This window comes from Palleronia rufa (assembly GCF_000743715.1).
In the GTDB taxonomy this organism is placed as follows: domain Bacteria; phylum Pseudomonadota; class Alphaproteobacteria; order Rhodobacterales; family Rhodobacteraceae; genus Palleronia; species Palleronia rufa.
In genome coordinates this window covers 66,018-87,591 of the sequence record NZ_JQEY01000005.1, presented here as the reverse complement: position 1 = coordinate 87,591, position 21,574 = coordinate 66,018, and the positions used below count along the sequence as shown (strand labels likewise).

At 66.1% G+C, this 21,574-nt stretch carries 18 protein-coding genes; 3 read left to right on the top strand and 15 right to left on the bottom strand.

Features of this window, described 5'->3' with window-relative positions; translation table 11 throughout:
• Positions 1-99: 99 nt before the first annotated feature.
• The 6 genes from KW83_RS08990 to KW83_RS08965 all read right to left on the bottom strand — a co-directional run bounded on the left by KW83_RS08990 (position 100) and on the right by KW83_RS08965 (position 10,159).
• Entirely contained in the window at positions 100-3,087 is a 2,988-nt protein-coding gene (locus KW83_RS08990) for a CapA family protein (protein WP_036177609.1), read from the bottom strand.
• A 47-nt stretch (positions 3,088-3,134) separates the two neighbouring features.
• Positions 3,135-4,457: an HlyD family type I secretion periplasmic adaptor subunit gene (locus KW83_RS08985; protein WP_051928391.1), complete on the bottom strand. Its 1,323-nt coding sequence runs from the start codon at positions 4,455-4,457 to the stop codon at positions 3,135-3,137.
• A complete protein-coding gene (locus KW83_RS08980) occupies positions 4,454-6,154 on the bottom strand; it encodes a type I secretion system permease/ATPase (protein ID WP_036177607.1) in 1,701 nt (566 codons plus the stop codon). Before KW83_RS08980 ends, KW83_RS08985 begins: the two co-directional genes overlap by 4 nt.
• A 49-nt stretch (positions 6,155-6,203) precedes the next feature.
• A complete protein-coding gene (locus KW83_RS21890; protein ID WP_407667854.1) occupies positions 6,204-6,848 on the bottom strand; it encodes a transposase in 645 nt (214 codons plus the stop codon).
• Between the two features lie 1,458 nt (positions 6,849-8,306).
• Positions 8,307-9,245 (bottom strand): phosphatidylglycerol lysyltransferase domain-containing protein, encoded by a 939-nt coding sequence (locus KW83_RS08970; RefSeq protein WP_081904533.1) that lies wholly within the window; start codon positions 9,243-9,245, stop codon positions 8,307-8,309.
• Complete coding sequence (locus tag KW83_RS08965) at positions 9,242-10,159, bottom strand: phosphatidylglycerol lysyltransferase domain-containing protein (protein WP_036177594.1); 918 nt, start codon at positions 10,157-10,159, stop codon at positions 9,242-9,244. The genes KW83_RS08970 and KW83_RS08965 overlap by 4 nt, the downstream gene beginning before the upstream one ends.
• Before the next feature lie 187 nt (positions 10,160-10,346).
• On the opposite strand from KW83_RS08965, the gene KW83_RS08960 reads away from it, so the two are divergent.
• A complete protein-coding gene (locus tag KW83_RS08960) occupies positions 10,347-11,240 on the top strand; it encodes an alpha/beta hydrolase (protein ID WP_051928389.1) in 894 nt (297 codons plus the stop codon).
• 90 nt (positions 11,241-11,330) lie between these two features.
• Here the strand turns inward: KW83_RS08960 and KW83_RS08955 are convergent, their stop codons facing one another.
• The 4 genes from KW83_RS08955 to KW83_RS19115 all read right to left on the bottom strand — a co-directional run bounded on the left by KW83_RS08955 (position 11,331) and on the right by KW83_RS19115 (position 13,593).
• Positions 11,331-11,540, bottom strand: coding sequence for a hypothetical protein (locus KW83_RS08955; protein ID WP_036177591.1), 210 nt, complete (start codon positions 11,538-11,540; stop codon positions 11,331-11,333).
• 277 nt (positions 11,541-11,817) lie between these two features.
• Positions 11,818-12,846, bottom strand: a complete 1,029-nt coding sequence (locus tag KW83_RS08950; protein ID WP_036177588.1) for an IS110 family RNA-guided transposase — start codon at positions 12,844-12,846, stop codon at positions 11,818-11,820.
• A gap of 71 nt (positions 12,847-12,917) precedes the next feature.
• Positions 12,918-13,100, bottom strand: a complete 183-nt coding sequence (locus KW83_RS21145) for a hypothetical protein (RefSeq protein ID WP_036177585.1) — start codon at positions 13,098-13,100, stop codon at positions 12,918-12,920.
• A gap of 7 nt (positions 13,101-13,107) precedes the next feature.
• Entirely contained in the window at positions 13,108-13,593 is a 486-nt protein-coding gene (locus KW83_RS19115) for a metallophosphoesterase family protein (RefSeq protein ID WP_152563535.1), read from the bottom strand.
• Positions 13,594-13,732: 139 nt separating this feature from the next.
• Between KW83_RS19115 and KW83_RS20545 the strand changes: the two genes are divergently transcribed.
• Positions 13,733-14,215 carry a hypothetical protein gene (locus tag KW83_RS20545; protein WP_152563534.1) on the top strand — a complete coding sequence of 161 codons (483 nt, stop codon included), beginning with the start codon at positions 13,733-13,735 and terminating at the stop codon, positions 14,213-14,215.
• A 623-nt stretch (positions 14,216-14,838) separates the two neighbouring features.
• Positions 14,839-15,779 (top strand): IS630 family transposase gene (locus KW83_RS19845; RefSeq protein ID WP_161785428.1). Its coding sequence is split into 2 segments (ribosomal slippage): positions 14,839-15,171 and positions 15,174-15,779, totalling 939 coding nucleotides; the frame shifts between segments, so codons are not numbered across the junction.
• Positions 15,780-15,791: 12 nt separating this feature from the next.
• On the opposite strand, the gene egtD is transcribed toward KW83_RS19845, so the two are convergent.
• The 5 genes from egtD to KW83_RS21140 all read right to left on the bottom strand — a co-directional run bounded on the left by egtD (position 15,792) and on the right by KW83_RS21140 (position 21,241).
• The gene (gene egtD / locus KW83_RS08920; protein ID WP_235191391.1) at positions 15,792-16,799 is read right to left on the bottom strand and encodes an L-histidine N(alpha)-methyltransferase; all 1,008 of its coding nucleotides are present in this window, start codon (positions 16,797-16,799) and stop codon (positions 15,792-15,794) included.
• A complete protein-coding gene (gene egtB, locus KW83_RS08915) occupies positions 16,796-18,058 on the bottom strand; it encodes an ergothioneine biosynthesis protein EgtB (protein WP_036177579.1) in 1,263 nt (420 codons plus the stop codon). The genes egtD and egtB overlap by 4 nt, the downstream gene beginning before the upstream one ends.
• A gap of 965 nt (positions 18,059-19,023) precedes the next feature.
• Complete coding sequence (locus KW83_RS22130) at positions 19,024-19,242, bottom strand: hypothetical protein (RefSeq protein WP_456088817.1); 219 nt, start codon at positions 19,240-19,242, stop codon at positions 19,024-19,026.
• A complete protein-coding gene (locus KW83_RS08910) occupies positions 19,239-20,912 on the bottom strand; it encodes an outer membrane protein assembly factor BamB family protein (protein ID WP_051928386.1) in 1,674 nt (557 codons plus the stop codon). Before KW83_RS08910 ends, KW83_RS22130 begins: the two co-directional genes overlap by 4 nt.
• On the bottom strand, positions 20,912-21,241 hold the full coding sequence (locus KW83_RS21140; protein ID WP_036177574.1) for a hypothetical protein: 330 nt from the start codon (positions 21,239-21,241) through the stop codon (positions 20,912-20,914). The genes KW83_RS08910 and KW83_RS21140 overlap by 1 nt, the downstream gene beginning before the upstream one ends.
• Positions 21,242-21,574: the final 333 nt, after the last annotated feature.

Below are 21,574 nucleotides of genomic sequence, written 5' to 3'. Positions count from 1 at the left end.
AGCCCGCGGCTTGGTTGCAGTAACTCCAAAGACCGCCCGGCGTTCCGCGACATCTTGTCCGTTCGCCACGGGGGCACGCCATGACACCCCAGTCTGCCGTCAGCCCGCCGAGATTCTGTCCGCCTCGGCCCGACGAACCCAGGTCTCAGCCCCTTGGCACATCAACTCAATGTGCAATCGACCGGCGGGGCCGACGGGGGCCGTGCCTTCGTCCGGCAGCAATGCCTTGGCCACGCGATCGAATTCCTCCGCCGTGGCAGGACGGTTGCGGAATCGGGTCTGCGCATTGTCCGTCAGGATCGGATGAACCCGCAGCGTGAACCCATCGCTGGCGCCCAGCGCCAGATCCACCACCAGGCCGAAAGGCGGCGCATCGTGCTTGCCGAAGCCGCTTCCGGGCGTGTTCCAGACAAAGTTGCCCAGGCCGAACACGACCGGGCGGCCATCGATGACCTCGATCCTCTGACAACTATGGGTGCCATGGCCGATCACCGCGTCGACGCCCCCCTCGATGAGAGCCTTGGCAAGGTCCCTCTGCCCGTCCGTGACATCCTGATAATCGACCCCCCAATGGGGGAACGCGACAAAAATGGGATCGGCAAGCTCGGACCGCAGCGCGGCGATATGCTCGGCGATCACGGCTGGCTCCAGCCTGGCGACACCTTCGGACCCGGCAGAGGCATACCATTTGTAGCGTCGGTCGTAGCGGTCACGATGCTCGAACCCGGCGAAGACCACCACGGATCTGGTGCGTCCGCCGATCCTGATCTGCCGGACGATGGGCCGCGCTGCGATATCGGCGTCACGGCCGGCGCCGAACGGGACGATCCCGGCACGGGTCAGGCTGTCCTGCGTCGCCGCAAGCCCCAGCGGACCGCAGTCGAGCGCATGGTTGTTGGCAAGGGACAATGCCGTGAAACCTGCCGACCGCAGCGCGTCGAGCGTACGCTGCGGCTCACACCAGCCCAAGAACTTCTTGCGTCCCCGCAGGCGTTCGTCGACCCGGGGGGCCAGGGGAACCTCCAGATTGCCGATCACCATGTCTGACTCGGAGATGAGATGCTGGACCCGGCTCATGCAGTATCCGTAGCCGTTCAGGTCCAGGATGCGTTGCAGGTCGCGGCACTTGGGATAGTGCCGGTAGGCCTCTCCGAAACCGATATCGCCAACGAAGGTGACCACCCGCGCCTCTGAGCGCTCCTCCGGAAGCGGGGTGGGCGCGGCGGATCCGGGCGCGGAACGCAGCACCGGTGCGACGACGCCCAGCACATCGAGCGCGCGCGCCACGGCCGCTGGATTGTCCGCGGACATGACCCGGCCATCCGCCGCCTGTTCCAGCGCGGCGATGGCCCGGCCGGTCGCCGGCTTGCGGTGGTCCGCAGGGACGATGGCCAGATCCACCTTGTCCCGTCCGATTCCCGTCCGATCGATGCTGCTCGGCGGCAGCATGATGAGGGCGGCGTCGATGCTTTCTTCCCACGACAGCGCCTCGACACTCGGCAAGGCCAGAGGATGCCCCAAGTCCGGCAGCGCTTCCCGGACCGCATCGGCCAGTCCTGCAGGGAACAGCCCCACCTGCAGCCCCTGCTCACGGGCGGCAACGGCGATTTTCGTGGCGAGCCGGGTGGCCCCGGCGCCTCCGGTGAGGGCGACGACGGGAATACCGGTCCGCGCACCTTCCGGAAACATCGTGTCCACGTAATGCGCCGCGACGTCCTGCGCCTGACCCTCCGTGACCACAAGGTGCAGGCTCAGTCCGGGTTGGGTGTTGGCTTCGCAGATGGCGCCGGGCGCTTCGGACAGCGGTTTGGTAAGGTCCGTAGTCAGAAAGTCGATTCCGCAGAGGTCGATACCCAGAAGCTGGGCCGCGCGCTCTGCGGTCCGGCGGATTTCCGGGTGGACACGATCCGTCAGGTCCACCGTATCGCCGCCCTGGCTGACATTGGACAGTCCGTTGATCTCCACCACCTGTCCCGCGGACGGGACGCTCTCCGTGTTCAGTCCCTGGCCGGCCAGATGGGCCACGGCGCTGTCGTCGAGAGGGATGGGCAGACGCACGGCAAGACGGCCATGGGGCACGGACGCGCGCAGCGGCTCTGCGTTCACGCGGGCGACAAGCTCACGAACGGAGGTCCGTCCGTCTCCGGTGACGCGCGCCGGCCGACGGTGACTGGCCGCACGGAACCGGCCACCGACCACCAGCAGCCGGTACTCGTCCCCCGGCACGAAGGCCTCGACCAGCACCGAGCGTGAAACCTTGCGTGCGCGCACGAAGGCTCGCGCCACCTGAAGAGCCGATCCGGGCCGCACGGTCACGCCCTTGCCCTGATTTCCGTCGGTGGGTTTGACGACGACCTCGCGGCCCAGCGAGACATAGGCACGCACGGCGTTGCGGACCGAGCGGACAGTCCGTTGCTCCGGAACCGGAAGGCCCGCGGCGGCCAGCATCGCGTTGGTCACCGCCTTCTTCTTCGCCAGACGCTTGCCCATGAGTGAGGTGTCCGAGGACTCGGACCCGCGGAGGGCCTTGGAAAATCGCCCGGAGCCCAGGCGAACGAATGTGGAGTCGGCCACGCTAGTCCAGGAGATGCCCCTTGCCTCGGCGCTTGCGGCAAGGGCCAGCGCATCGAATGCCGGGGTCATGCGCGCCGTGCGCTTTTGAAATCCGGTCAGAGCCGACAAGAAGGTCTGCCGCAGCGTCGGGCCGTCCTCGCCGGACATGCAGCGGGCCACGACATCCGTGGCGCGCTGGGCCGCGATGCGTCCCACCTGACGGTTCCGCGTTTCGAACACGGCACCCTCCTCTTGGCCCATCCGGCCGTAGGCGACCGGCCACCACAGGCTGCGCTGGAGCAGCAATGCCAGCACTTCCACCGCATGGGCCGCCGGAACCGGACCGGTGGCCGCACCCAGGGTAGCCCAGGCCGGAAAGTCGAGCATATCGGACCTCTGGGGACCGATCGCGGCCAGTAGCCGCCGTCGATCCGCAGCCGAAAGGGCGGGGTTCGCGTCGAAGGTCACCACGACCACGGGGTGCCGGCACCAGAAATTCCCCGACGCCGGCCGCTTCATGCTCTCGATCTTCATGCCGCCCTCTCAAACCACTGAACAAAATCCGCAACCGCAGCGAAAGCTCACTCTTCTCGCAGGCCCCGCGAAATCGCCCGCGAAATCGGCGCTGCGATATAATCCCAGGCCGTGCGCTCCCCGGTCCGTATCATGATCTCGGCGCTCATTCCCGGTTGCAGGGGAACCTCGCTGCCCTCCACGTCCTCGGGGTCGAGCTCAATCCGCGACAGGTAATACGCCGCGCCCGTGCGGGGGTCGGTGATCCGGTCGGCCGAGATCGTCTTGACGCTGCCCTCGATCCCGGTCTGGCTGCGCCTGTTCAGCGCCGACAGCCAGACGGTCGCCGGAAGCCCCACGGACACCTGATCGATGTCCAGCGGATCGATGGTCGCCTGGATCACCAGCTTGTCGCCGCTCGGCACAAGGTCGAGCAATGCCTGACCGGGCGCGACGACGCCGCCCACGGTGCTGACGCCCAGATTGACGACGACGCCGGGAATCGGCGCGATGATCTCTGTCCGGCGCAGAACGTCGCGCGCTTCGGCCAGTTTCTGGCGCAACTCGTAGGCGTTGGCCCGCGTCGCCCGAAGTTCCTCGACCACGGAGTTCGCTTCCGACGCACGCAGTTCGGACATGCGCAGGGTCGTCTCTTCCATCCTCTGGCGCGCGGTCCCGATTGCCGCGCGGTTGGAGGAGATCGTTCCTTCCAGCTTGGCCTGCTCGCGCTGGAGTTCCTGAAGGCGGCTGCGCTGGGCCAACTGCCTGTCGAGCAGGGTGGTCACCGTTTCCATCTCATCGCCCAGAAGGGACAGCTGGCGCTCGGCCGATGCGATCTGCCCTTCCAGGCCCTCGATCTCGCTCTCGATACCGGCACGGGTCTGCTCCAGGACGGTCAGCCGGTCCGACAGCAGCGCCCGCCGGCTGGCGAAGACTTCCTTCTGCCCCTGCATGGCCTCCTGCGCGGCCGCGTCACCGACCTTGAGCCGAAGCTCCTTCGGGAACGTCACCTTGTCCGCCCCGTCGCGTTCCGCCAGGAGCCGCGCCTCCAGCGCCTGAAGCTCGAATATCCGGGCCTGGACCTCGGTCATCACGGCGGCGGGGATCGTGTTGTCCAGGCGCAGCAGGATGTCGCCGGCCTCGACCTCCGTGCCCTCGCGCACCTCGATGCTCTGGATGATGCCGCCCTCCAGGTGCTGGACCGTGCGCACGTTGGTGTCGACGCTGACCAGTCCCGGCGCGACGACCGCGCTGGCCATGGGAACGATGACGGACCAGGCCGCGAAGGTGCCGCCGAAAAACAGGATGATCGCGAAGCCCGCGATGGCCAGGCCGGGTCCGAAGGGGTGCCGGAACGCCGTGTCGGTCGGAGTGTCGTCGGCATGGGTCATTTGACCGTCCTCAGCTTGGCCCGGCGGGATGAGCCGCGTTGCTTCTCGGTGATCTCGATCTTGTCGCCCAGGGTCAGGTTGCGGTCGGCCAGACGGGACAGCCGGGGCGAGTCGATGGCCTGCGTCGCGATGATCGTGGCACCGGCCGCCCGGCGGGACTTCATGGCGGCCTCCATGACCCGGCGCGACGGCGAGTCCAGATTGGCCGAAGGCTCGTCCAGGACAATCAGGCGGGGATGGCCGAAAAACGCCCGGGCCATCCCGATGCGCTTTCTCTGGCTGCCGCTGAGGATGCCGCTGTTGCCGGAGCCGATCACGGTATCGTATCCTTCCGGCAGTTCGACCACGAAGTCGTGGATACCCACCAGCTTCGCCACCTCGACGACCTCTTCGAGCGGCGCGTCGCCCATGCGGGCGATGTTCTCGCGGATCGTGGCGTCGAAGAGCTCGGTGTGTTGAGGCATGTAACCGATCAGCCGTCCGCGCATGTCCGGCGGCAGGCGTGTGACGTCCACATCGCCCAGTCGGGCGGTGCCGTAGCGCGGCGCGATCAGGCCGACCAGGATCCGCGTCAACGTCGTCTTGCCCGCGCCGGCCGGGCCAGTGATCAGCAGAAATTCCCCCGGTTCGATGGAAAGCGACAGCCTGCGGAAAAGGCTGTTGCGCTGATAGGGATACCGGTGGCCCACGGAATCGAGCACCATCGGCGCGGTCTCTATGCCCTTCAGCACGGATACAGGGGCGGCATCCGCGGGTGACAGGTGCTTGACCAGCCGGACATAGGCATCGCGGGCTTCACGCGTCCCGCGCCAGTTGCGTACCGCGCCCTCAACCAGGCGAAAACCGAACCCCGCCATGACCCGCGCGGCGAAGATGCTGCCCAGGCTTATCTGGTCGAGCACCACCAGCCAGACACCGACCGCCAGAAGGCCGATGCGCATATATTGGCCGAGTCCCCCCATGAGCGTGCGGAACATGTCGCCGCGGGCATCGGTGGTCTGCCGCTCGACCAGGCGGCCGGTCTCCTTGCGGCGCCATTGGGCGGTCAGGTTCTCCCCCATTTGAAGGCCGCCCACCGATTCCCGGTTCCGGTCGAGCGTGCGCACGAGTTCGCCCCCGTCGCGGCGCGCGGCGCTGGCGGCCCGCCGCGACGGGCTTGTGGTGCGGTCCTGCAATACGCCCATCAGGACCAGCAGGGCCGTCGCCCCGATCGCCACGAATCCCAGAACGGGATGGATCAGGTAGACGCCGAAGATGAAGACCGGGGCCCAGATGAGATCCAGCCAGCGCAGCATCGACCGGCCGGCAAAGCGGCTCACGGCGGCAAGGTCGGTCAGCGCCTGATCTGTGTTTTGCTCGTCGCGCGCGTCGCCGTAACCCGTTCCCAGGCGCATGATCTCCGGACCCAGATTGGCCTCGATCCATGCGCTCCATCGGCCCATCATCCGGCCGCGGACGATATCCAGCGCATAGCCCGCCGCCAGCGCGACAGCCGTGATGGCGGTGAGCATCACCAGGGTCTCAAGGCTGCGGCTGGCCGGGATCCGGTCCAGAACCTGCAGCAGATACAGCGGCATCGCGAACTTCAGCACGTTGACGAACGCGCTGAAAATCAGAACCACGGCCAAGCCGCCGCGCGATGCGCGCCAGAGCCTGTCGATCGTGGATCGTTCACCTGCCTTGCGGCGTCGGGCCATGGGTCGGGTCCCTATCGCGCGTCCCGCCCCGGTTGGGGTCGGGATTGGATCATTCGCCCGGAATCGGGATGTAGCGAAGCGGAGCGTAGTCGGGTGCCGCACCGCCGGCGGCACGGGACGGCGGACGCCCGTAGGAGTTGAACCCTTCGGCCCGACGAGTATGCCCGTACTCGTTCATAAGGTCGAGCGAATCCTGCTCGTCGTCATCCAGATCGCTATCGAACTCGCCGTCATCTACCGCCACGGCGGCCTGCTGCGGTAGGCGTCCGACGGTCGGATCGGTCGTCTGAGTGGCGGACTGGATCGCGGACATCACCGCCTGACCCAGAGAACCCGTCACGGGAACGGACACCGTTTCGGGCCGGATCGCATCGACCAGAGCGGACACGGCCGCCTCGAAACCGGGGCCGTTCGCGGAGTAGAGCACCGCCTCGACCGCCTCACGGCTGGCAACCGAAAGCGTTTCCCCAGGACCATAGCCCCCCCGGCGCAGACGCGGAACCCGGACCCAGAGATCGCCCAGGACGGTCGCGACACGACGCGGCCGGAATCCGTTGCGCCGGTTTTTCCGGGTCGCGCCGCGCACGCCGAAAGACGCACCGCAAAGCGCGTCGACCTCCGCGGACATGACATGCTCGATCGCGCAGGTCAGCACGGCGCGGGCCTGCTCTTCCCGTACCGCGGCCGGCGACATCAGGTTTACGACATTCGATGTCCGCACGACTGCCGGATCCAGCACATCGCGTGCCAGCCGGTGAAGATGCGGAACGTCGCCACCTTGGGCCTTGAGCGCCGCGACGGCGCAGCTGCGGATCGTCGGAATTAGCATCCCGTCCTGCAGTTCCCACGGGCTGAACACGCGAAGGCCGGTAGCGGCCTCCGCCTCGCGCACACCAAGAGGAGAGCGGCCCAGACGCCCGCTCATGGCGATGACGTTGTGGCCCGCCGCTCTCAGTACATCGACCCCGTATTTCGCACCCATGGCGTCGTAGGCTGCGAAGACCGTGCCCAGCGTCACGTCCAGGATCGAGCGGCTGTGGATCAGCCGCGAGGTCTCGAGCTGCTGGAGACCGTCCGCGATCTCGATCACCGCGATGTCGCAGCCCTGGTCGGCGGCGTAGTTGAGAAGCCGCGCGCATCCTCTCTCGATGTCCTCGATCGGGGTCAGATAGGTGCTGGCGAACCCGGCATCCGTGAAATCGGCCACCACGTCGGCCCCGGCGTCGCGCACGATCCAGATGTCGCCACCCGCGCCGGTCCCGGTGATCTTGAGCGCGGCGACCTTGTGGCCGAGGCGCTTGAGCCCGCGGACCATCGACATGGCCGTGAGCGTCTTGCCTGCGTTCATCGAGGTGCCCAGGGACAGCAGCGCCGCGATGGGCGGGGGCCCCTCTCCGGCCCGCACGCCGTAATCGGCCAGATTCATCCGGGTTCCGTCAGCGCGTGCCAGAAGGCCCAGCGGAGAGATGCGGGTGGGCGGCAGCATCCGCTCATGGCGTGAAATCTCGACGGATGCGAGCCCGCCGGCAGCGACCAGATCGCAAGGCGACAGGTCCTCACCGATCTGCGCCTCGTACTGGTCGGGTGCATATCGGTGCCCGAACGCGACGATGATCTCGTCGCCGGGAAACATGTGCGCCTTCCGGCCGTCGGTGAGTTCCAGCTTCGTGTGCTTCAGGATCTCATCCACCCGGGCAAGCACCAGGTCGCCAGGCTCCGGGCGCAGATCGCCGGTCAAGAGCCGGCGCATGTCGCCGGTCGGCACGCGGCGTGTGCTGAACGCCCGCTTGGCATTGTCGATTCGCTTCTTGGGCAGCATCGCGACCACGGTAATACCTCTCAAAAATTCTTGGATGGGACACGCAGGCCACACAATTCCAACACTGGTTTACTGTTGTTTTCGCGTTCCGCAACGAATTGCGGCACAATTCATTAAAAAAAGGCGCCGAAACAACTTATGCGGGTTTTGAGGGGGATGGTCTGGCAAGACTACATTTTTTCTGGTTGCCCAACATGCATAATCACTGGCCGAGCTAATGCTATGGTTGTGCAATTATTGATCACCACACGCATAGGTAGAAAGCTGGAAATCTCTGCGACGGCAAACTTCGGTCGGCGATGCGACGCGGACGAATCGAGGCGCGGGCAGCCTTCATGACCTGCGGGCGCTGAGCAGCGTGTGCATTCGGACCGGGCGGAACGTCCGCTTCATCTGGGCCAGCCCGGCACGGCCGCTGTCAACGAAATCGTTGAACAGACGGGGGCCGGGATCGTGCGCCATGAACCGATGCCGCTGGAGATAGGCCAATCCGGGCTGGCGATGGTCCGATACCGTGATGAACAGGCTTGCGCTCTCCGCGTCGATCGGGCCTCCGAAGGTAAAGGCCGCGATTGCACCGTCGATCTCGATCACCTCGCCCCTCAGCCGGGAGGAGTGGAACGCTCCGTCGTTCGCAAGGCATCTCTGTGCGTAGGTCTTGTACGGTCCGATGCGGATTCCCCGCTCAGTGAGGGTCTGCCGCCAGTCCTCCAGCAGCGCCTCGCACCCCGCACGTTCGGCTGCGCCATACGGACGGATATCCATGGCATCCCGGTCGAACCGGCCGATCTTGCGGCGCAAGGAGGCGTAGCCCCGCCCTTCCATCTCACGCACCTGCGCCGCGTCGTAGATGTATTCGTCGTCGTTGAACCGCAATTCGAACCCAGCGCGCGCGACCGCCCAGGCCAGTTCCTCCGGCACCCGGCTGATGCGCTGCCTCCCGTCGCGGTTGACCTCCGCCATCCGCGCGCCGGCGATGTCCAGCGCGTCGTGGTCGAACGGAAACGGCGGTACGAGAAGGGAAAGCGTCAGTCGATCCCGCTTCCGGACAAGCCGATAGACAAGCACGGCGTTCGCGGTCCGCTCGAAAAGTACCCGCTCACCACCCGAAAGCTGGCTGAAGAAATGCAGGTAAGGAAAATAGTAGGTCCATCCGGTCGCACCTGACGCCGCCACCGCCGCATCGAAGACCTCACAATCGGAGACCTCTATCCGCGAGAGGCCGTCGAGCGCGGCGGGCAATGCGTCCATATCGGTTCTCGTTTCGCTCATGTCATGGTTGCGCGGTAGATCCGCTGCATGCGCACCGGACGGAACGACTGCTTGAGCTCACTCAGCCCTGTACGTCCGGCATCCCCGCCGGAGTTGAACTCCGCCAGAGTCGGCCAGAGCGTCACCTGGTCGTAGCGCATGAGATATGCCAGACCGCGCAGATCGGTGTCGGTGATGCAGATGAACATGTTCCCGCAGGATCGACTGATCGGACCGGAGAACGCAAACCCACGGACTTCGCCGTTGACTTCGCACACTCGACCCCGGATCGCGTCCGGCGGCCAGCCCGAAGCGTGGCGCAGGCAATTCGCGGTCAGCCGGTATCCTTCGGCGGGCAGATCGGCCGCCTTGAGACGCTCCCGCCAACGGTCGAGCACCGCAAGACAGGCATCCTCGTCGCCCGGGGCGTAGTCGCGCACGGACAACCCGGAGTGGGCGGAGGTCTTGGCAATCTCCCGCCGCAAGCGCCTGAAGTCCGATCCCTCAAGCGCCGTGATCTTTGCCGTATCGTAGATGAACTCTTCGTCGCGGTCGCGCAGGACGAAGCCGGCGCGGGCGACGGCGGCAAGGTCGCGTTCCTCGACGTGGCGGATGCGAACAGGGGATGCAGGGCTGATGGCACGCACGCGGGCCACGGCATGGGCCAGGGTTGCGGGGGTGGCCGGTATGGGCGGAACGAAAAGCTCAAGAGAGCGGCCCGACTCCGTATCCCGCGCCTTGTAAAGGGTCACCGCTCCGTCATGGGCCTCTTCCAGTATCCGATGCCCGCGGCGCAATCCGGTCAGATGGAGAAACGGTGGATAGAGAAACCAGCAGGCGCGGCCGTTGGCCTCGAACAGATCGGAAAGGCGTCCGCGTGACTCCAGTGTGACGGGCACAAGGCCCTCGCTATCGGTCGAAATCGGCACGGTCATCCGCAGCGTCCATTTGGTCGGCAGTCATCTATTGGAGCCCGGGCACGAAAAGTCCACCGCGCTGCGATCCGCTGTTGGCGATCCAGGGCCGCAAACATGCGATCGGCTCTTGCCGATCCGGGTCCGCAAACACAAGTCCAGAGAGGCGCCGAATATCGGAACGGCCCCGGAGGCGAAAGAACGCAGAATGAAGATTTCAACCCCTTGGGCGCTGATCCTGATTGCGGGGCTTTCGGCGGCTTTTGCCTCGCCCGGCGGAACGGAAGGCGTCGATCGGCGCTTCGGCGTGGATGCGACCGTGGCCGAAGTGGATGGACTGTCGATGGAAATATTTTCCTACCGCCCGTCGGAATGCGCCGCACCCGCAGTGCTGGTGGTGTTCCACGGCAATGGACGGGGCGCCGAATCTTACCGGGACTCTGCCCGGACGGTGGCGGACCGTTCCTGCTTCACGATCTATGCGCCACTTTTCGACGAGGAACGGTTTCCCAACTGGCGCTACCATCGCGCCGGTGTGATCGAGGACGGCCAGCTGCGCGATCCGGAGGTCTGGACCATCGAACTGGTGGGCGATCTCATCGACTGGATCCGTGACCGCGAAGGTGCTGGGGCGCCGATCTATCTTTTCGGCCATTCCGCTGGCGGTCAGTTCCTGTCCCGCTATGCGGCCTATGCCGAACCGCGCGACGTGGAACGGATCGTCCTTGCAAATCCCTCTACCTACGTGCTGCCCACGACAGACGAGGCCGCACCCTATGGCTTCGGCGGCCTTCCCGAAGGGATGGATCCGGACCCGCTCCTGCAGGCTTACCTTGCAGCACCGGTGACTGTCTACCTGGGGTCCGAAGACACCGGCGACGAAAGCCTGACCCGCAATGCGCAGGCCGACCGGCAAGGCGACGACCGGCTCGACCGCGGCCGCCAAACATTTGACATGGCGCGGGCCGTCGCAGACGAGAGGGGCTGGACGTTCGGATGGAGCCTGATCGAGGCCGAGGGCGTCGGCCACACGGCCCGCGGGATGCTGGAGAGTCCGGCGATCCTGCCCGCGCTCGGGTTCGAAGGGCTGCGGATGGAATAGACGCCTGCCCCGCCCGTTTCGATGGTCGGGTGCGGCGTGCGGCTGACGTTGCAAAGCGGCGCAACGAGGCCGTGTCGGATGCACCCAAACTCATTGGTCGCGGTGCGTCCGTTCGATTGTGACCCGTCTCGCGGCAAGCTCCCGAAACGCGCGAAGCCGGCAAGACAGCGTGATGATCTGCAGGTTCTCTGACGACCGGTGCGACGCATCGAGCTTCGCCGCGATCCGCTCGTCGTCGGAACAGACGCTGATCCATGCCTCAGCAGCGTCATCCTGGTGGAGCAGCACATCGTCACGCACACCCGTGCCTCAGTCCAACATGTATAACCGCCCCGTGCGCAAGAGGGATCTTCAAAGCTTGGTCTGACGCGCCATCGGGTGCTGACATGTATCCGGCCTCGTGATGCGACCTTGGATGCCGCGGGCCCGTATGGTGGTCGAGGATCGGGTCCAGATCAAAGCCGCGTGCTCGAAGGCACTCTGTTGCGCCCTGGTTCTCCCGATCCCGTCTCATGATCGCTGCGCCATACCGCTCCTTGCCCTCTTACGCTCCGACGCCCCCCCGACCGCTGACGGCTTACGCCGTCGCGACCGGAGCCCTGTAAACGCCGCCCCGGGCCATCAAGGCCCAGACGATCCGCGCCATCTTGTTCGCGAGCGCCACCCGCACCAGCATCCCCGACTTGCGTGCGAGCAGACCGCCCAGCCAGGTGCCGGGCTTGGCCGCAGCGTGGGTGTGCCGTTTGATGATGACGCTGTTGGCCCCGATGATCAGAAGTCGCCTGAGCGAGCGCTCGCCCATCTTCGTGGTCGCCCCAAGCCGCTGTTTGCCACCCGTGGAATGCTGCCTCGGCGTGAGGCCCAACCAGGCGGCGAAGTCACGTGCCTTCCGGAATGTCTCCGGCGGCGGTGCCAGCGTGGCCAGCGCCGTGGCGATCAGCGGCCCGATCCCGGGGATCGTCATCAGCCGCCGTGCGGTGTCGTCTTCGCGGGCCCGGCGGGCGATCTCAGCGTCGAGCCCGGCGATCCGCTCATCGAGATGGCGCAGGCCGTCCACAAGGACCTGCAACGTCGCCCGTGCCGTCTCGGGCAGATCGCTGTCGGGCTCTTCGATCAGTGCGATCAGCCGACGCATACTCGCGGCACCTTGCGGGACGACCTCACCAAACTCGGTCAGGTGGCCGCGCAATGCGTTGATCGTTTGCGTGCGCTGCCGGATCAGCAGCTCGCGCATCCGAAAGACGGCCGCCGCCCCCTGCTTCTCGTCGCTCTTCACTGACACAAAGCGCATGTTCGGCCGCTGCGCCGCCTCGCAGATCGCCTCCGCGTCGGCCGCATCGTTCTTTTGCCGCCGCACGAATGGCTTCACGTAGGCCGGCGGGATCAGCCGGACCTCATGACCCAGCTTGCCGATCTCCCGGCCCCAGTAGTGCGCCCCGCCGCACGCCTCCATCGCCACTGTGCATCGCGGCAGCCCCGCCAGCACCTCGAGCACCTGACCGCGCCGCAGCTTGCGCCGCAGCACCGCCCGTCCAGACGCGTCCGCGCCATGCAGTTGAAACACATTCTTCGCCAGATCGAGCCCGACCGTAGTAATCTCCGACATGACCGCCCTCCTCGTGGATCGTCGCTGACCAACCTTGGCACACCAGATGCCGTCGGGGGGCGGTCACACCATCAGAGCCATTGCTTGCGGATCCGCCAGCGGAAACCTTCGTGCTCTGCCTCCAGTCCGACGACGACCGTGCCGCCGGATCGGGACTGAAGCGCCCTGGCGTCCGCCTTGGTGCTGCGGTGAAGCGCTCGGAGAGCATCGAAGAGTGCCGATTTTCCAGCCTCGTTTGGCTCGGACCGCAGCATCAGCCCGTCACCGATCGGCCCTATGGTGACCGGGTCGGTTGCGCCGCGGTCCCTGGGGGAGACGCGCTGTCAGCATGGCTTCGGGAACGTCGGTGGGAAGAAGGTCCAGTTCGACCTGCCGCCACTCAAGCTGACCGCCGCGGTGACGCTCGACCTTGGGCACCGCCCCGGGCGCCGCGACCAGACAGACGCCTGCGCCGTCGTGGCGGAAACGGGTCCGTTCCGGCGCCCCGGCGTAGTAGCAGCGGTCGGACGCCTTCATGGCGCCATGCCAGTCGCCCAAGGCAAGGCAGTCCAGCCGCGCCTGCCGGTCCCGGTCGGGCGCGATGATGTCAGAGGGCGCATCGCCTTCGGAAAACCCCCGGATCGACCCATGCGCGATCCCGATCCTAAATAGGTCCTGACGTGCGTGGTGATCGGTGATCCATGCGGTCGGATCGGTCCGACACATGCCGATGCATGAGCGGCGCAGGAAGCGGTACGGCGTCCTCACGCACCGCCATCGGCACCGGCTTTTCGATCACGTTGACATTCGGCTGGTCGAGTGCCCGGATCTGTTCCCATGTGCGACGGCCGCCGTCCCTGCCCGTCCCGCAATCGTCGTGGTTCCCGGGCAGGAGCCACCAGGTCACATGCGCGGCCTACGACATGATCGCGGCGGCCTTTCGCCATCTACCGGTGGCGGGGTTGACCGTGTCGAAAAGATCGCCGGCGATGAGCACGTGCGGCGCCGCTTGCGACCGGGCGATCGGGGCAGCGGTCGCAATGGCTTAGAGCCGCGCGAAGCGAAGGCGATCGGCCTCTTCGAACCGGCCGAAGGTCCGCCCATGGTGCAGATCGGCGCTGTGGACGAAGCGGAGTTCGGTCTCCGAAGGACCTTGTGGGGTGCGATGAAAGCGCCCCGGTACGCTTCACCGATCGCGTTCGATCCTTGCATAAATTCGCTCGACCTTCTCGATCGTCCGTGCGAAATCGCGGTTGATGCTGAACATTCTGACGGCGTGAAGGATACGGTCCCAATCGTCCCTGTCCAACCCCTGGATCGCCGGGTCCGAGTCTTCGGGCGCTTTGTCGGCCCTGTCGGGGTCGGATTCTTCGTCGGGCGGTTGTTCTGAATTAGCCATACTAAATCTTACTCGCGTAACCCAAACTTGCTGATATAGGTCGGTTTCTACCGAAATGATTTATGACGTTGCGTAGCTGCGTCCGTTTGCTCAATGAGCGTGTTGCAACTTGCACGTTTCTTTCGCTTGTACGTCGACGGTCTGAGCGGGTCGTGCTTTTGCTTCGGGAGCGCCCGGACGTGACCCTTCCCCTCCCATCGGCTCTCGCCCGCAACCACCTTGTTTATTGTTTGAAATCCAAATCTTCATATCGAGTGTACGAGCGCTTTGCCTTGTTCAGAAAAGCATCTTCAACGCCCTGCCACCACTGGTCAAACAGGGGTCGGCTAGCCGAAATCGGGTTAGATCCCGCTCGTTCGCTGTAGCGATCTCGGATACGGTTCTCCTCTTGTACCTGCAGCCGGGCGCGAAACCCGGTCCTGATCGCTGGTGCCCGCCCCTCAGCATCGACCCCGCGCTCGGCGACGCCGGGGCGTGTCTGCGCCAAGCGGCCAAGCCGGTTTACCCCGGGGTTCGCGGCTAGAGCGGGATGAAATCAGCCTGAATCGATAGAGGATTCACAGGCCTGCATTTTGGTGATTCACTGTTGCCGACCACAAGATGGAGGGCGAGTAGTGGGTAGAGCACTTTCAATGGACCTTCGAGAGAGGGCAATGGCGCGGCTGTTGGGGGGCGAGAGCGTGCGTCAGGTCGCAGCGGCCCTGGATGTGGCTCCGTCCAGTGTTGTGAAGTGGTCGCAGCGTTTGCGTGCGACCGGGAGTTGCGCTCCGGCAGGGACAGGCGGCCACCCGCCACGCAAGATTGCAGGCGGGCATGAGGCGTGGCTTCTGGAGCGGATAACGGAGCCGTTCACACTGCGCGGACTGGTGGTGGAACTGGCCGAGCGCGGGCTCAAGGTCGACTACCGCACCGTCTGGGCCTTCGTGCGCCGCACGGGCTACTCGTTCAAAAAAAGACCCAACTCGCCGAGGAGCAGAACCGCCCCGACGTGAGCCGCCGCCGTGTGCGCTGGAAGCGGCACCAGGGCCGGATCGACCCCCGTCGTCTCGTGTTCATTGATGAAACCTGGGCCAAGACCAACATGGCCCCGCTGCGCGGCTGGGCTCCCAGAGGTGAACGCCTGATCGGGCGGGCCCCGCATGGTCACTGGCGCACCATGACCTTTATCGCAGCGCTGCGTCATGATCGGATCGACGCGCCCTTTGTTTTGGACGGTCCCGTCAACGGCGAAGCGTTCCGGGCTTATGTCGCGCACGTGCTCGTCCCAACCCTGCGCCCGGGCGATGTGGTGGTTATGGACAATCTGGGCAGCCACAAAGGGCAAGCCGTGCGGCAGGCGATCCGTAACGCGAAAGCGCATCTACTTTTTCTGCCGCCCTACAGCCCCGACCTGAACCCGATTGAACAGGTCTTCTCGAAGCTCAAACACATGCTCCGCAACGCAGCCGAGCGCACAATGGAGGCAACGTGGCGCAGGATCGGGACACTGCTCGACCGCTTCAGCCCACAGGAGTGCGCGAACTACCTCGCCAATACTGGATACGCTTCAAGCTAATCTCATCATGCTCTAGGATTCAGTTCCGGAAGAGGGGCGGCCCGGGACGAGGCAGGCGACGAGAAACCTGTTCCCCTCGTCCGCGAAAGACTGTGCCACGCGCCACCCGGACGCGGTCGCCAGGGCGGCCAGACTGTCGCCGGTGTATTTCCGCGACGCGCTTACGTGGATCGGCTCATCGGCAGCGAAATCGATCCTTGTGCCGGACAGATACACGACCTGTTTCCGGGTCGAGACGAGGCGCATGTCGATGCGCGCCAGGTCCGCGTTCCAGAGCGCTTCGTAGGCGAAAGCGTCTGGATCGAAATTCGCCCCGGCTTCGCGGTTCAGCCGCACCAGGATGTTGGATATGAACGCGGCCGTGACGCCCTGGGCGTCGTCGTAGGCCGCGACGAGCTCCTCCGGGTCCTTGACCAGATCCACACCGAGGATGAAGCCCTCCGTTCCCGGCCAGCCGCGGACGCGTTCCAGCAACGCCCGCGCGGCTGCCGGATCCAGATTGCCGATGGTCGATCCGGGGAAGAACCCGATCTTTGGCAGGTCCAACGCCGCGCCCGGAAGGTTCAGGGGGCGGGAGAAATCCCCCGTGAGCGGGATGATCGGCAGGTCCCGATAGCGGCGCCGCAGGTCCTCTGCCGTGCGGGTCAGAAATTCCGGCGAAATGTCTATCGGGACGTAGGCGCCGAAATGCGCGCCCGCGTCCAGCAGGATCCGGGTCTTGACGGAGGCGCCGGACCCCAGCTCCACCAGCGCGCCGCCCGGCGGCACCAGTGATCCCAGCTGGGCAGCGTGGCGGCGCAGGATCGCCGTCTCGGTCCGGGTCGGATAGTACTCCGGCAGACCGGTGATGCGTTCGAAGAGTGCGCTGCCGCGTTCGTCGTAGAGCCACTTGGGCGCGAGCGACTTTTCGCGGGCCGTCAGCCCCGCGATCGCCTCTGCGCGCAGGGCCGCGTTCCGGACGGATTCCTGAGCGGCTTCCCGGGCGGCGCCGGAGGACGCCGGCGCGCGCAGAACGGTCACGATGCGTCCCGGGCAAGGCGCAGACCGAGCATTTGCCAGCGCTGGTGGGGGTAGAAGAAGGTCCGGTAGGTCGGGCGCAGCTGGTCCTTTGGCGTGGCGCAGGACCCGCCCCGCAATACCCGCTGGTTCACCATGAACTTGCCGTTGTATTCGCCCAAAGCGCCGTCCGGAGGCCGGAAACCCGGATAGGGCGCGAAGTCCGATGCGGTCCACTCCCACACGTCGCCCCAGATGCCTGGACCGGGCAGCGGGCGGAGGGCGCCGAGCGCCTCGGCATCGCCCATCAGGTTGCCCCCCACCGGCACCTTGCGAAAGGCGGTCTCGTGCTCGGCCTCTGTCGGTAGGCGGGCGCCGGCCCAGCGGGCAAAGGCGTCCGCCTCGTAATAGCTGACATGCACCACCGGGGCGTCCAGCGCCACGGGCTGCGGGCCGCGTAGGGTAAAGCTCCACCAGGCACCGTCCTGATGCCACCAGTAAAGCGGATGCTCCCATCCTTCACGCGTGGCGACCGCGTGGCCCTCCATCAGCCACAGCCGGCTGTCGGCATAGCCGCCGTCATCCATGAACGCGATCCAGTCGCGGTTGGTGACGGGGCGGCTGGCGATCTCGAACGGGTCGAGCCAGAGCCTGTGGCGCGGCCCCTCGCAATCATAGGCAAAGCCGCCGCCGTGGTGGCCGATTTCGACCAGCCCGCCGTCGTGGCGGGCGAAGGTCAGCGGCACCTCCGACGTGACGGGTAGGGGTTCGGGATCCTTGTAGGCGGGCAGCAGCGGGTTGAAGCTGAGTCCATGCAGCAGATCGGTGATCAGGAGCTCCTGATGCTGCATTTCGTGGTGGCAGCCCAGTTCGACCAGCGCGGCGATTTCCTCTGCGTCATCGCGCCGCGCGGTCATCAGGTCGGTCAGGCTGTCTTCTACATGGGCGCGATAGTCGCGCACCGCGTCGCCGCCGGGACGCGAGACCAGGCCGCGCCGGTCGCGTGCGTGTCGGGGCCCGGCCTGGGTGTAGTAGGAGTTAAACAACACCGCGAAACGGTCGTCGGGTGAGGCGTAGCCGGGCAGACGCGGCTTGAGGATGAACTCCTCGAAGAACCACGTGGTATGGGCCAGGTGCCATTTGGCGGGCGACGCATCTTCCATGCTTTGCAGCATGGTGTCCTCTGGACTGAGCGGCGCAGCAAGAGCCCGGGACCGCGCACGCGTGCGGGTGAAAAGGTCCATGGCTTCAGGAAGGGGAAGGGGCAGGGGGGCGACATTCATTGACGTCACTCCTTTACTTGGCACATGAGATCGCACTCGTATGGCATGAACTTAATCGGGGCCGGCAAGTTTCAAGTCGCTTGTGCGGACGCCCGGCACGATGTGGCAGGCGGACCAGGCCGGTCCGCGTTGCCGGATGACCGTGGCCGATGTTCCGCACCTCCGGTCGCCAGGCGGGTACCGGGCGGGCCGTCCGGGGCCAGCTGTCGGAGCCTCCGGCGGCGCGGCCCGCGTCCGCCCGCAGCTCGATCGCGATGTCTGTCCGACAGGTCGGACGGATGCCGGTAGACACCGCTCGCGGGCATGCCGATCGCCCTCCGCGGCAAGAGAACCGTGTCGCCGCCGGGACATGCGTGAGGTGCTGACACCCGACGGCTCCTGTCGTTTGAGCGCGGATCCGGTCCTCGCGGGCGACATGGGCGTTGTCGCCCACGCGAGCGACGTTGGACCTGGTGTTCGACGGTCAGGGTATACAGGGACAAATCTCAACCGCGGGCGCGCGCATGGATGCCGACGTCTCGGTGGAGCGGCACTTCTGCTTCGAGCCACCCGTGAGCCCGGTGGACGACCCGGCGCGGGCCCTTCGCCAGTCCGACAATGTCTGGCGCAAAGACTTCCCAGACAGCGGCATCGGTCCGAATGTCATCGCCGCCGTTCGCCGTACCTTCGCTTGTGACATGGCGCCTTGCGCGTTCTTGGCGACGGGGGTGGGCGATCACCTGCGGACCACGGACGACGCCGCGGCCGAGCGCGAGCTGCGCGGCGTGTCGCGGCGCTGGCCGCCGGAACGGCGCGAGGCGACGAGCCTCTGGACCCGACGCCCGCCTCTCCGTGCTGGGCTGGCCCTGCGCTACTGGCAACCCGGCGCCCGAGACTGGTTCGCGCATGCGAGCCCGTTGTTCTGCGGACGAGCAGGTCATGCCAATGGCAGCGTGCAACGCCGAGACCTGTGTCGACACATCGAGCTAGTCGGGCAGTGCATAGGCGGCGATCTGATCGCCGACTTCGGGTTTCAGTATGGAGTTGCCGCCGGCCGCGAAGACGACCCATTGGCGGCCCTGGTGCTCGAACACCGCCGGGTTGGCGACTGCTGGGGCCATGACGTTGTCGTACCATAACTCCTTGCCCGTCGAGGCGTCGAGCGCGCGTACCCGTGCGTCGATCGACGCGCCAATAAAGATCACTCCGCCCCCGGTGACGGCCGGGCCGCCGATCGTGGGGGGGCCCAGCTGGCGGGCATGTAGAAGCCGTAGCGCTGCACCCGCCCGAAAGGGACCTCCCAGACCTTTTCCCCTTTGGCGATGTCATAGGCCGACATGGTGCCGAAGGGCGGCTTCCAGCAGGGCATACCGGCCCAGTTCTGGAAGTTGGAGAGATAGAAGCCATAGGGCGCTCCCTCCTGCGGGTAGTAGCCGGCCTCATTGCCGGAGCCGCCGGCGATCTTCTGATATTCTTCGCGCGGGACCAGGCGATAGATCTGCACGACGCGGCTGGCATTGACATAGAACAGGCCGGTTTCGGGATCGAAACTGCCGGCGCCCCACCGCATGCCGCCAGACGTGCCGGGATAGGTGAGCGTGCCTTCGACAGACGGCGGGCTGTAGAGTCCGTCGTAGCGCATTTTACCGGCCCTGCGGGAGCAGCCGCCGAACGAGACCAGATCTGCCAGCCACCAGGTGCCGGGCCATGCCTCCGGGTCATTGGTGGGCGGCGGCGCGACGGGAAAGGGCTGCGTCGGCGCGGCGGCTTCGCCCATGGCGTCCGACGCCGGCACGGCAGTCTCTTTCCAGTCGAACAACGGCTCTCCGGTCCGGCGGTCGAGGACGTAGAGAAAGCCCTGCTTGGTGGTCTGCACCAACGCCGGAATCATCCTGCCATCGCGTTCGATGTCGATCAGAACCGGCGCGGCGTTGGTGTCGTAATCCCAGATGTCGTGATGGATAAGCTGGCGCGACCAGGCGATGTTGCCGCTTTCCACCTCTACGGCAGTGACGGATGTGGCAAGCGGGATCTCCTGGGTGCGATTGCCGCCCCAGTAGTTGGGCGACGGAGAGGAGACCGGCATGTAAACCAGTCCCAGATCCGGATCCGCGCTCATCGCCGTCCAGACATTGGCCGTGCCGGTGCGCTGGCGGATCTCCTCGGGGATGAATTCGACCGTCCACTTCAACGCGCCGCTGCGCGCATCGATGCCGAAGACGGTACCCGGCGGCGCCTCTGACAGCGCCCAGTCTTTGCCCGCCCAGCCCAGCACCAGCGTGTCGCCCACCACGGTCGGCGGTTGCAGCAGCGACAGCGGCCAGCGGGCGTTGGTGGTGTTCCACTGATTTACGTCGAGGATGCCGTTCTGCGCGAACCCGGCGCAGGGCTGCCCGGTATCCGCGTCGACAGCGTGAAGCGTCGCGGTCATGGTCCCCAGATAGACGCGCCTTTGGCAGGGCTGGCCCGCTTCGGGCTGGGCAGCCTCCCAGTAGGCGACGCCGCGGTTCTTCAACGCGGGCTGAGTCAACGCCTCAAGGCGCGACCGGCTGTCGTAGCTCCACTTCTCTTCACCGGTTGCGGGGTCGAGCGCAAGGATCCGGTAGAAAGGCGTGCCGAAATAGAGGGCGTCGTTGGCATAGATCGGGGTGGCCGACCATACGGTGGGCGGCAGGTCCCCGCTTCCGTCGGACATATCGCCGGTATGGACAGTCCACTGACGCTTCAGGTTGCCGACGTTCCGGGCCGTGATCTGGTCCGCGGGCGCGTATTTCTGCGCCGACAGCTGACCGTGAAACGTGTCCCAGCGATCCTGCGCGACCAGTGGCGTCGCGCTCAGGCACAGAAGAATGAAATATGCGATGGTACGGGTCATCAGCCGTCTCCGATCAGATGGCCAAGGGGCAGGATGATGAGGGCCACCAGGGCGGGAAACAGGATCAGCGGTTGTTGCAGGAGAAGCGCGGCCAGGCAGGTCGCAAGCGCCGTCGTGAGATAGAGGGTCACCAGCGCGGCCCGTCCCCAGGCCACGAACAAAAGGACCAGCGCCAATCCGGCCATCCCCGCATTTCCAAGTGCGGTCAGCAGCGGGCCGGCCGTGTCGTCGACGCCGGTGGCCGGACTCAGATAAGCGGAGATCGACGCCGCCAGCCCAAGGAGCGCGGCAAGGGTCGCGGCAACGGAGAAAACGGTTCTGGCGGTCATATCGGCCGGCTCCCGCATGGAATCGTACGAACCCGACTGACAATAGCGCCGCGAGCGCGGTCGTCACGCCTCGCGGTTCGACTCCCTTCCGAGCGAAGGCGTCGGCCACGCGTTGAACCGGGCGCGGATCGCGGGTCGAAGGCCGACCAAGGACGGTTCCATGCGCCGCTGCGCCCCACCCTCTCCGTTCGAGACGCGCGCCATTCCGGCTGGGCTCAATTGTAGATCAAGGATCGGTCTGGCGCCATTTAGCTGGCACGAAACGCAGCGGCGCCCGCGCATGGACTGGCTTTGTGTCCCCAGCCGATGCGAACCTGCGCGTCGCGGGACAGG

Coding starts and splice junctions, on each gene's coding strand:
- KW83_RS08965 (WP_036177594.1), bottom strand. CDS start 10,159: ATGACCGTGCCGATTTCGACCGATAGCGAGGGCCTTGTGCCCGTCACA.
- KW83_RS08985 (WP_051928391.1), bottom strand. CDS start 4,457: ATGACCCATGCCGACGACACTCCGACCGACACGGCGTTCCGGCACCCC.
- egtB (WP_036177579.1), bottom strand. CDS start 18,058: ATGAATGTCGCCCCCCTGCCCCTTCCCCTTCCTGAAGCCATGGACCTT.
- KW83_RS08950 (WP_036177588.1), bottom strand. CDS start 12,846: ATGTCGGAGATTACTACGGTCGGGCTCGATCTGGCGAAGAATGTGTTT.
- KW83_RS21145 (WP_036177585.1), bottom strand. CDS start 13,100: ATGCTGCGGTCCGAGCCAAACGAGGCTGGAAAATCGGCACTCTTCGAT.
- KW83_RS21890 (WP_407667854.1), bottom strand. CDS start 6,848: ATGTCGCCGGCCGCGGTACGGGAAGAGCAGGCCCGCGCCGTGCTGACC.
- KW83_RS08960 (WP_051928389.1), top strand. CDS start 10,347: ATGAAGATTTCAACCCCTTGGGCGCTGATCCTGATTGCGGGGCTTTCG.
- KW83_RS08910 (WP_051928386.1), bottom strand. CDS start 20,912: ATGACCCGTACCATCGCATATTTCATTCTTCTGTGCCTGAGCGCGACG.
- KW83_RS08990 (WP_036177609.1), bottom strand. CDS start 3,087: ATGAAGATCGAGAGCATGAAGCGGCCGGCGTCGGGGAATTTCTGGTGC.
- KW83_RS20545 (WP_152563534.1), top strand. CDS start 13,733: ATGCGCGGCCTACGACATGATCGCGGCGGCCTTTCGCCATCTACCGGT.
- KW83_RS08980 (WP_036177607.1), bottom strand. CDS start 6,154: ATGGCCCGACGCCGCAAGGCAGGTGAACGATCCACGATCGACAGGCTC.
- KW83_RS08970 (WP_081904533.1), bottom strand. CDS start 9,245: ATGAGCGAAACGAGAACCGATATGGACGCATTGCCCGCCGCGCTCGAC.
- KW83_RS21140 (WP_036177574.1), bottom strand. CDS start 21,241: ATGACCGCCAGAACCGTTTTCTCCGTTGCCGCGACCCTTGCCGCGCTC.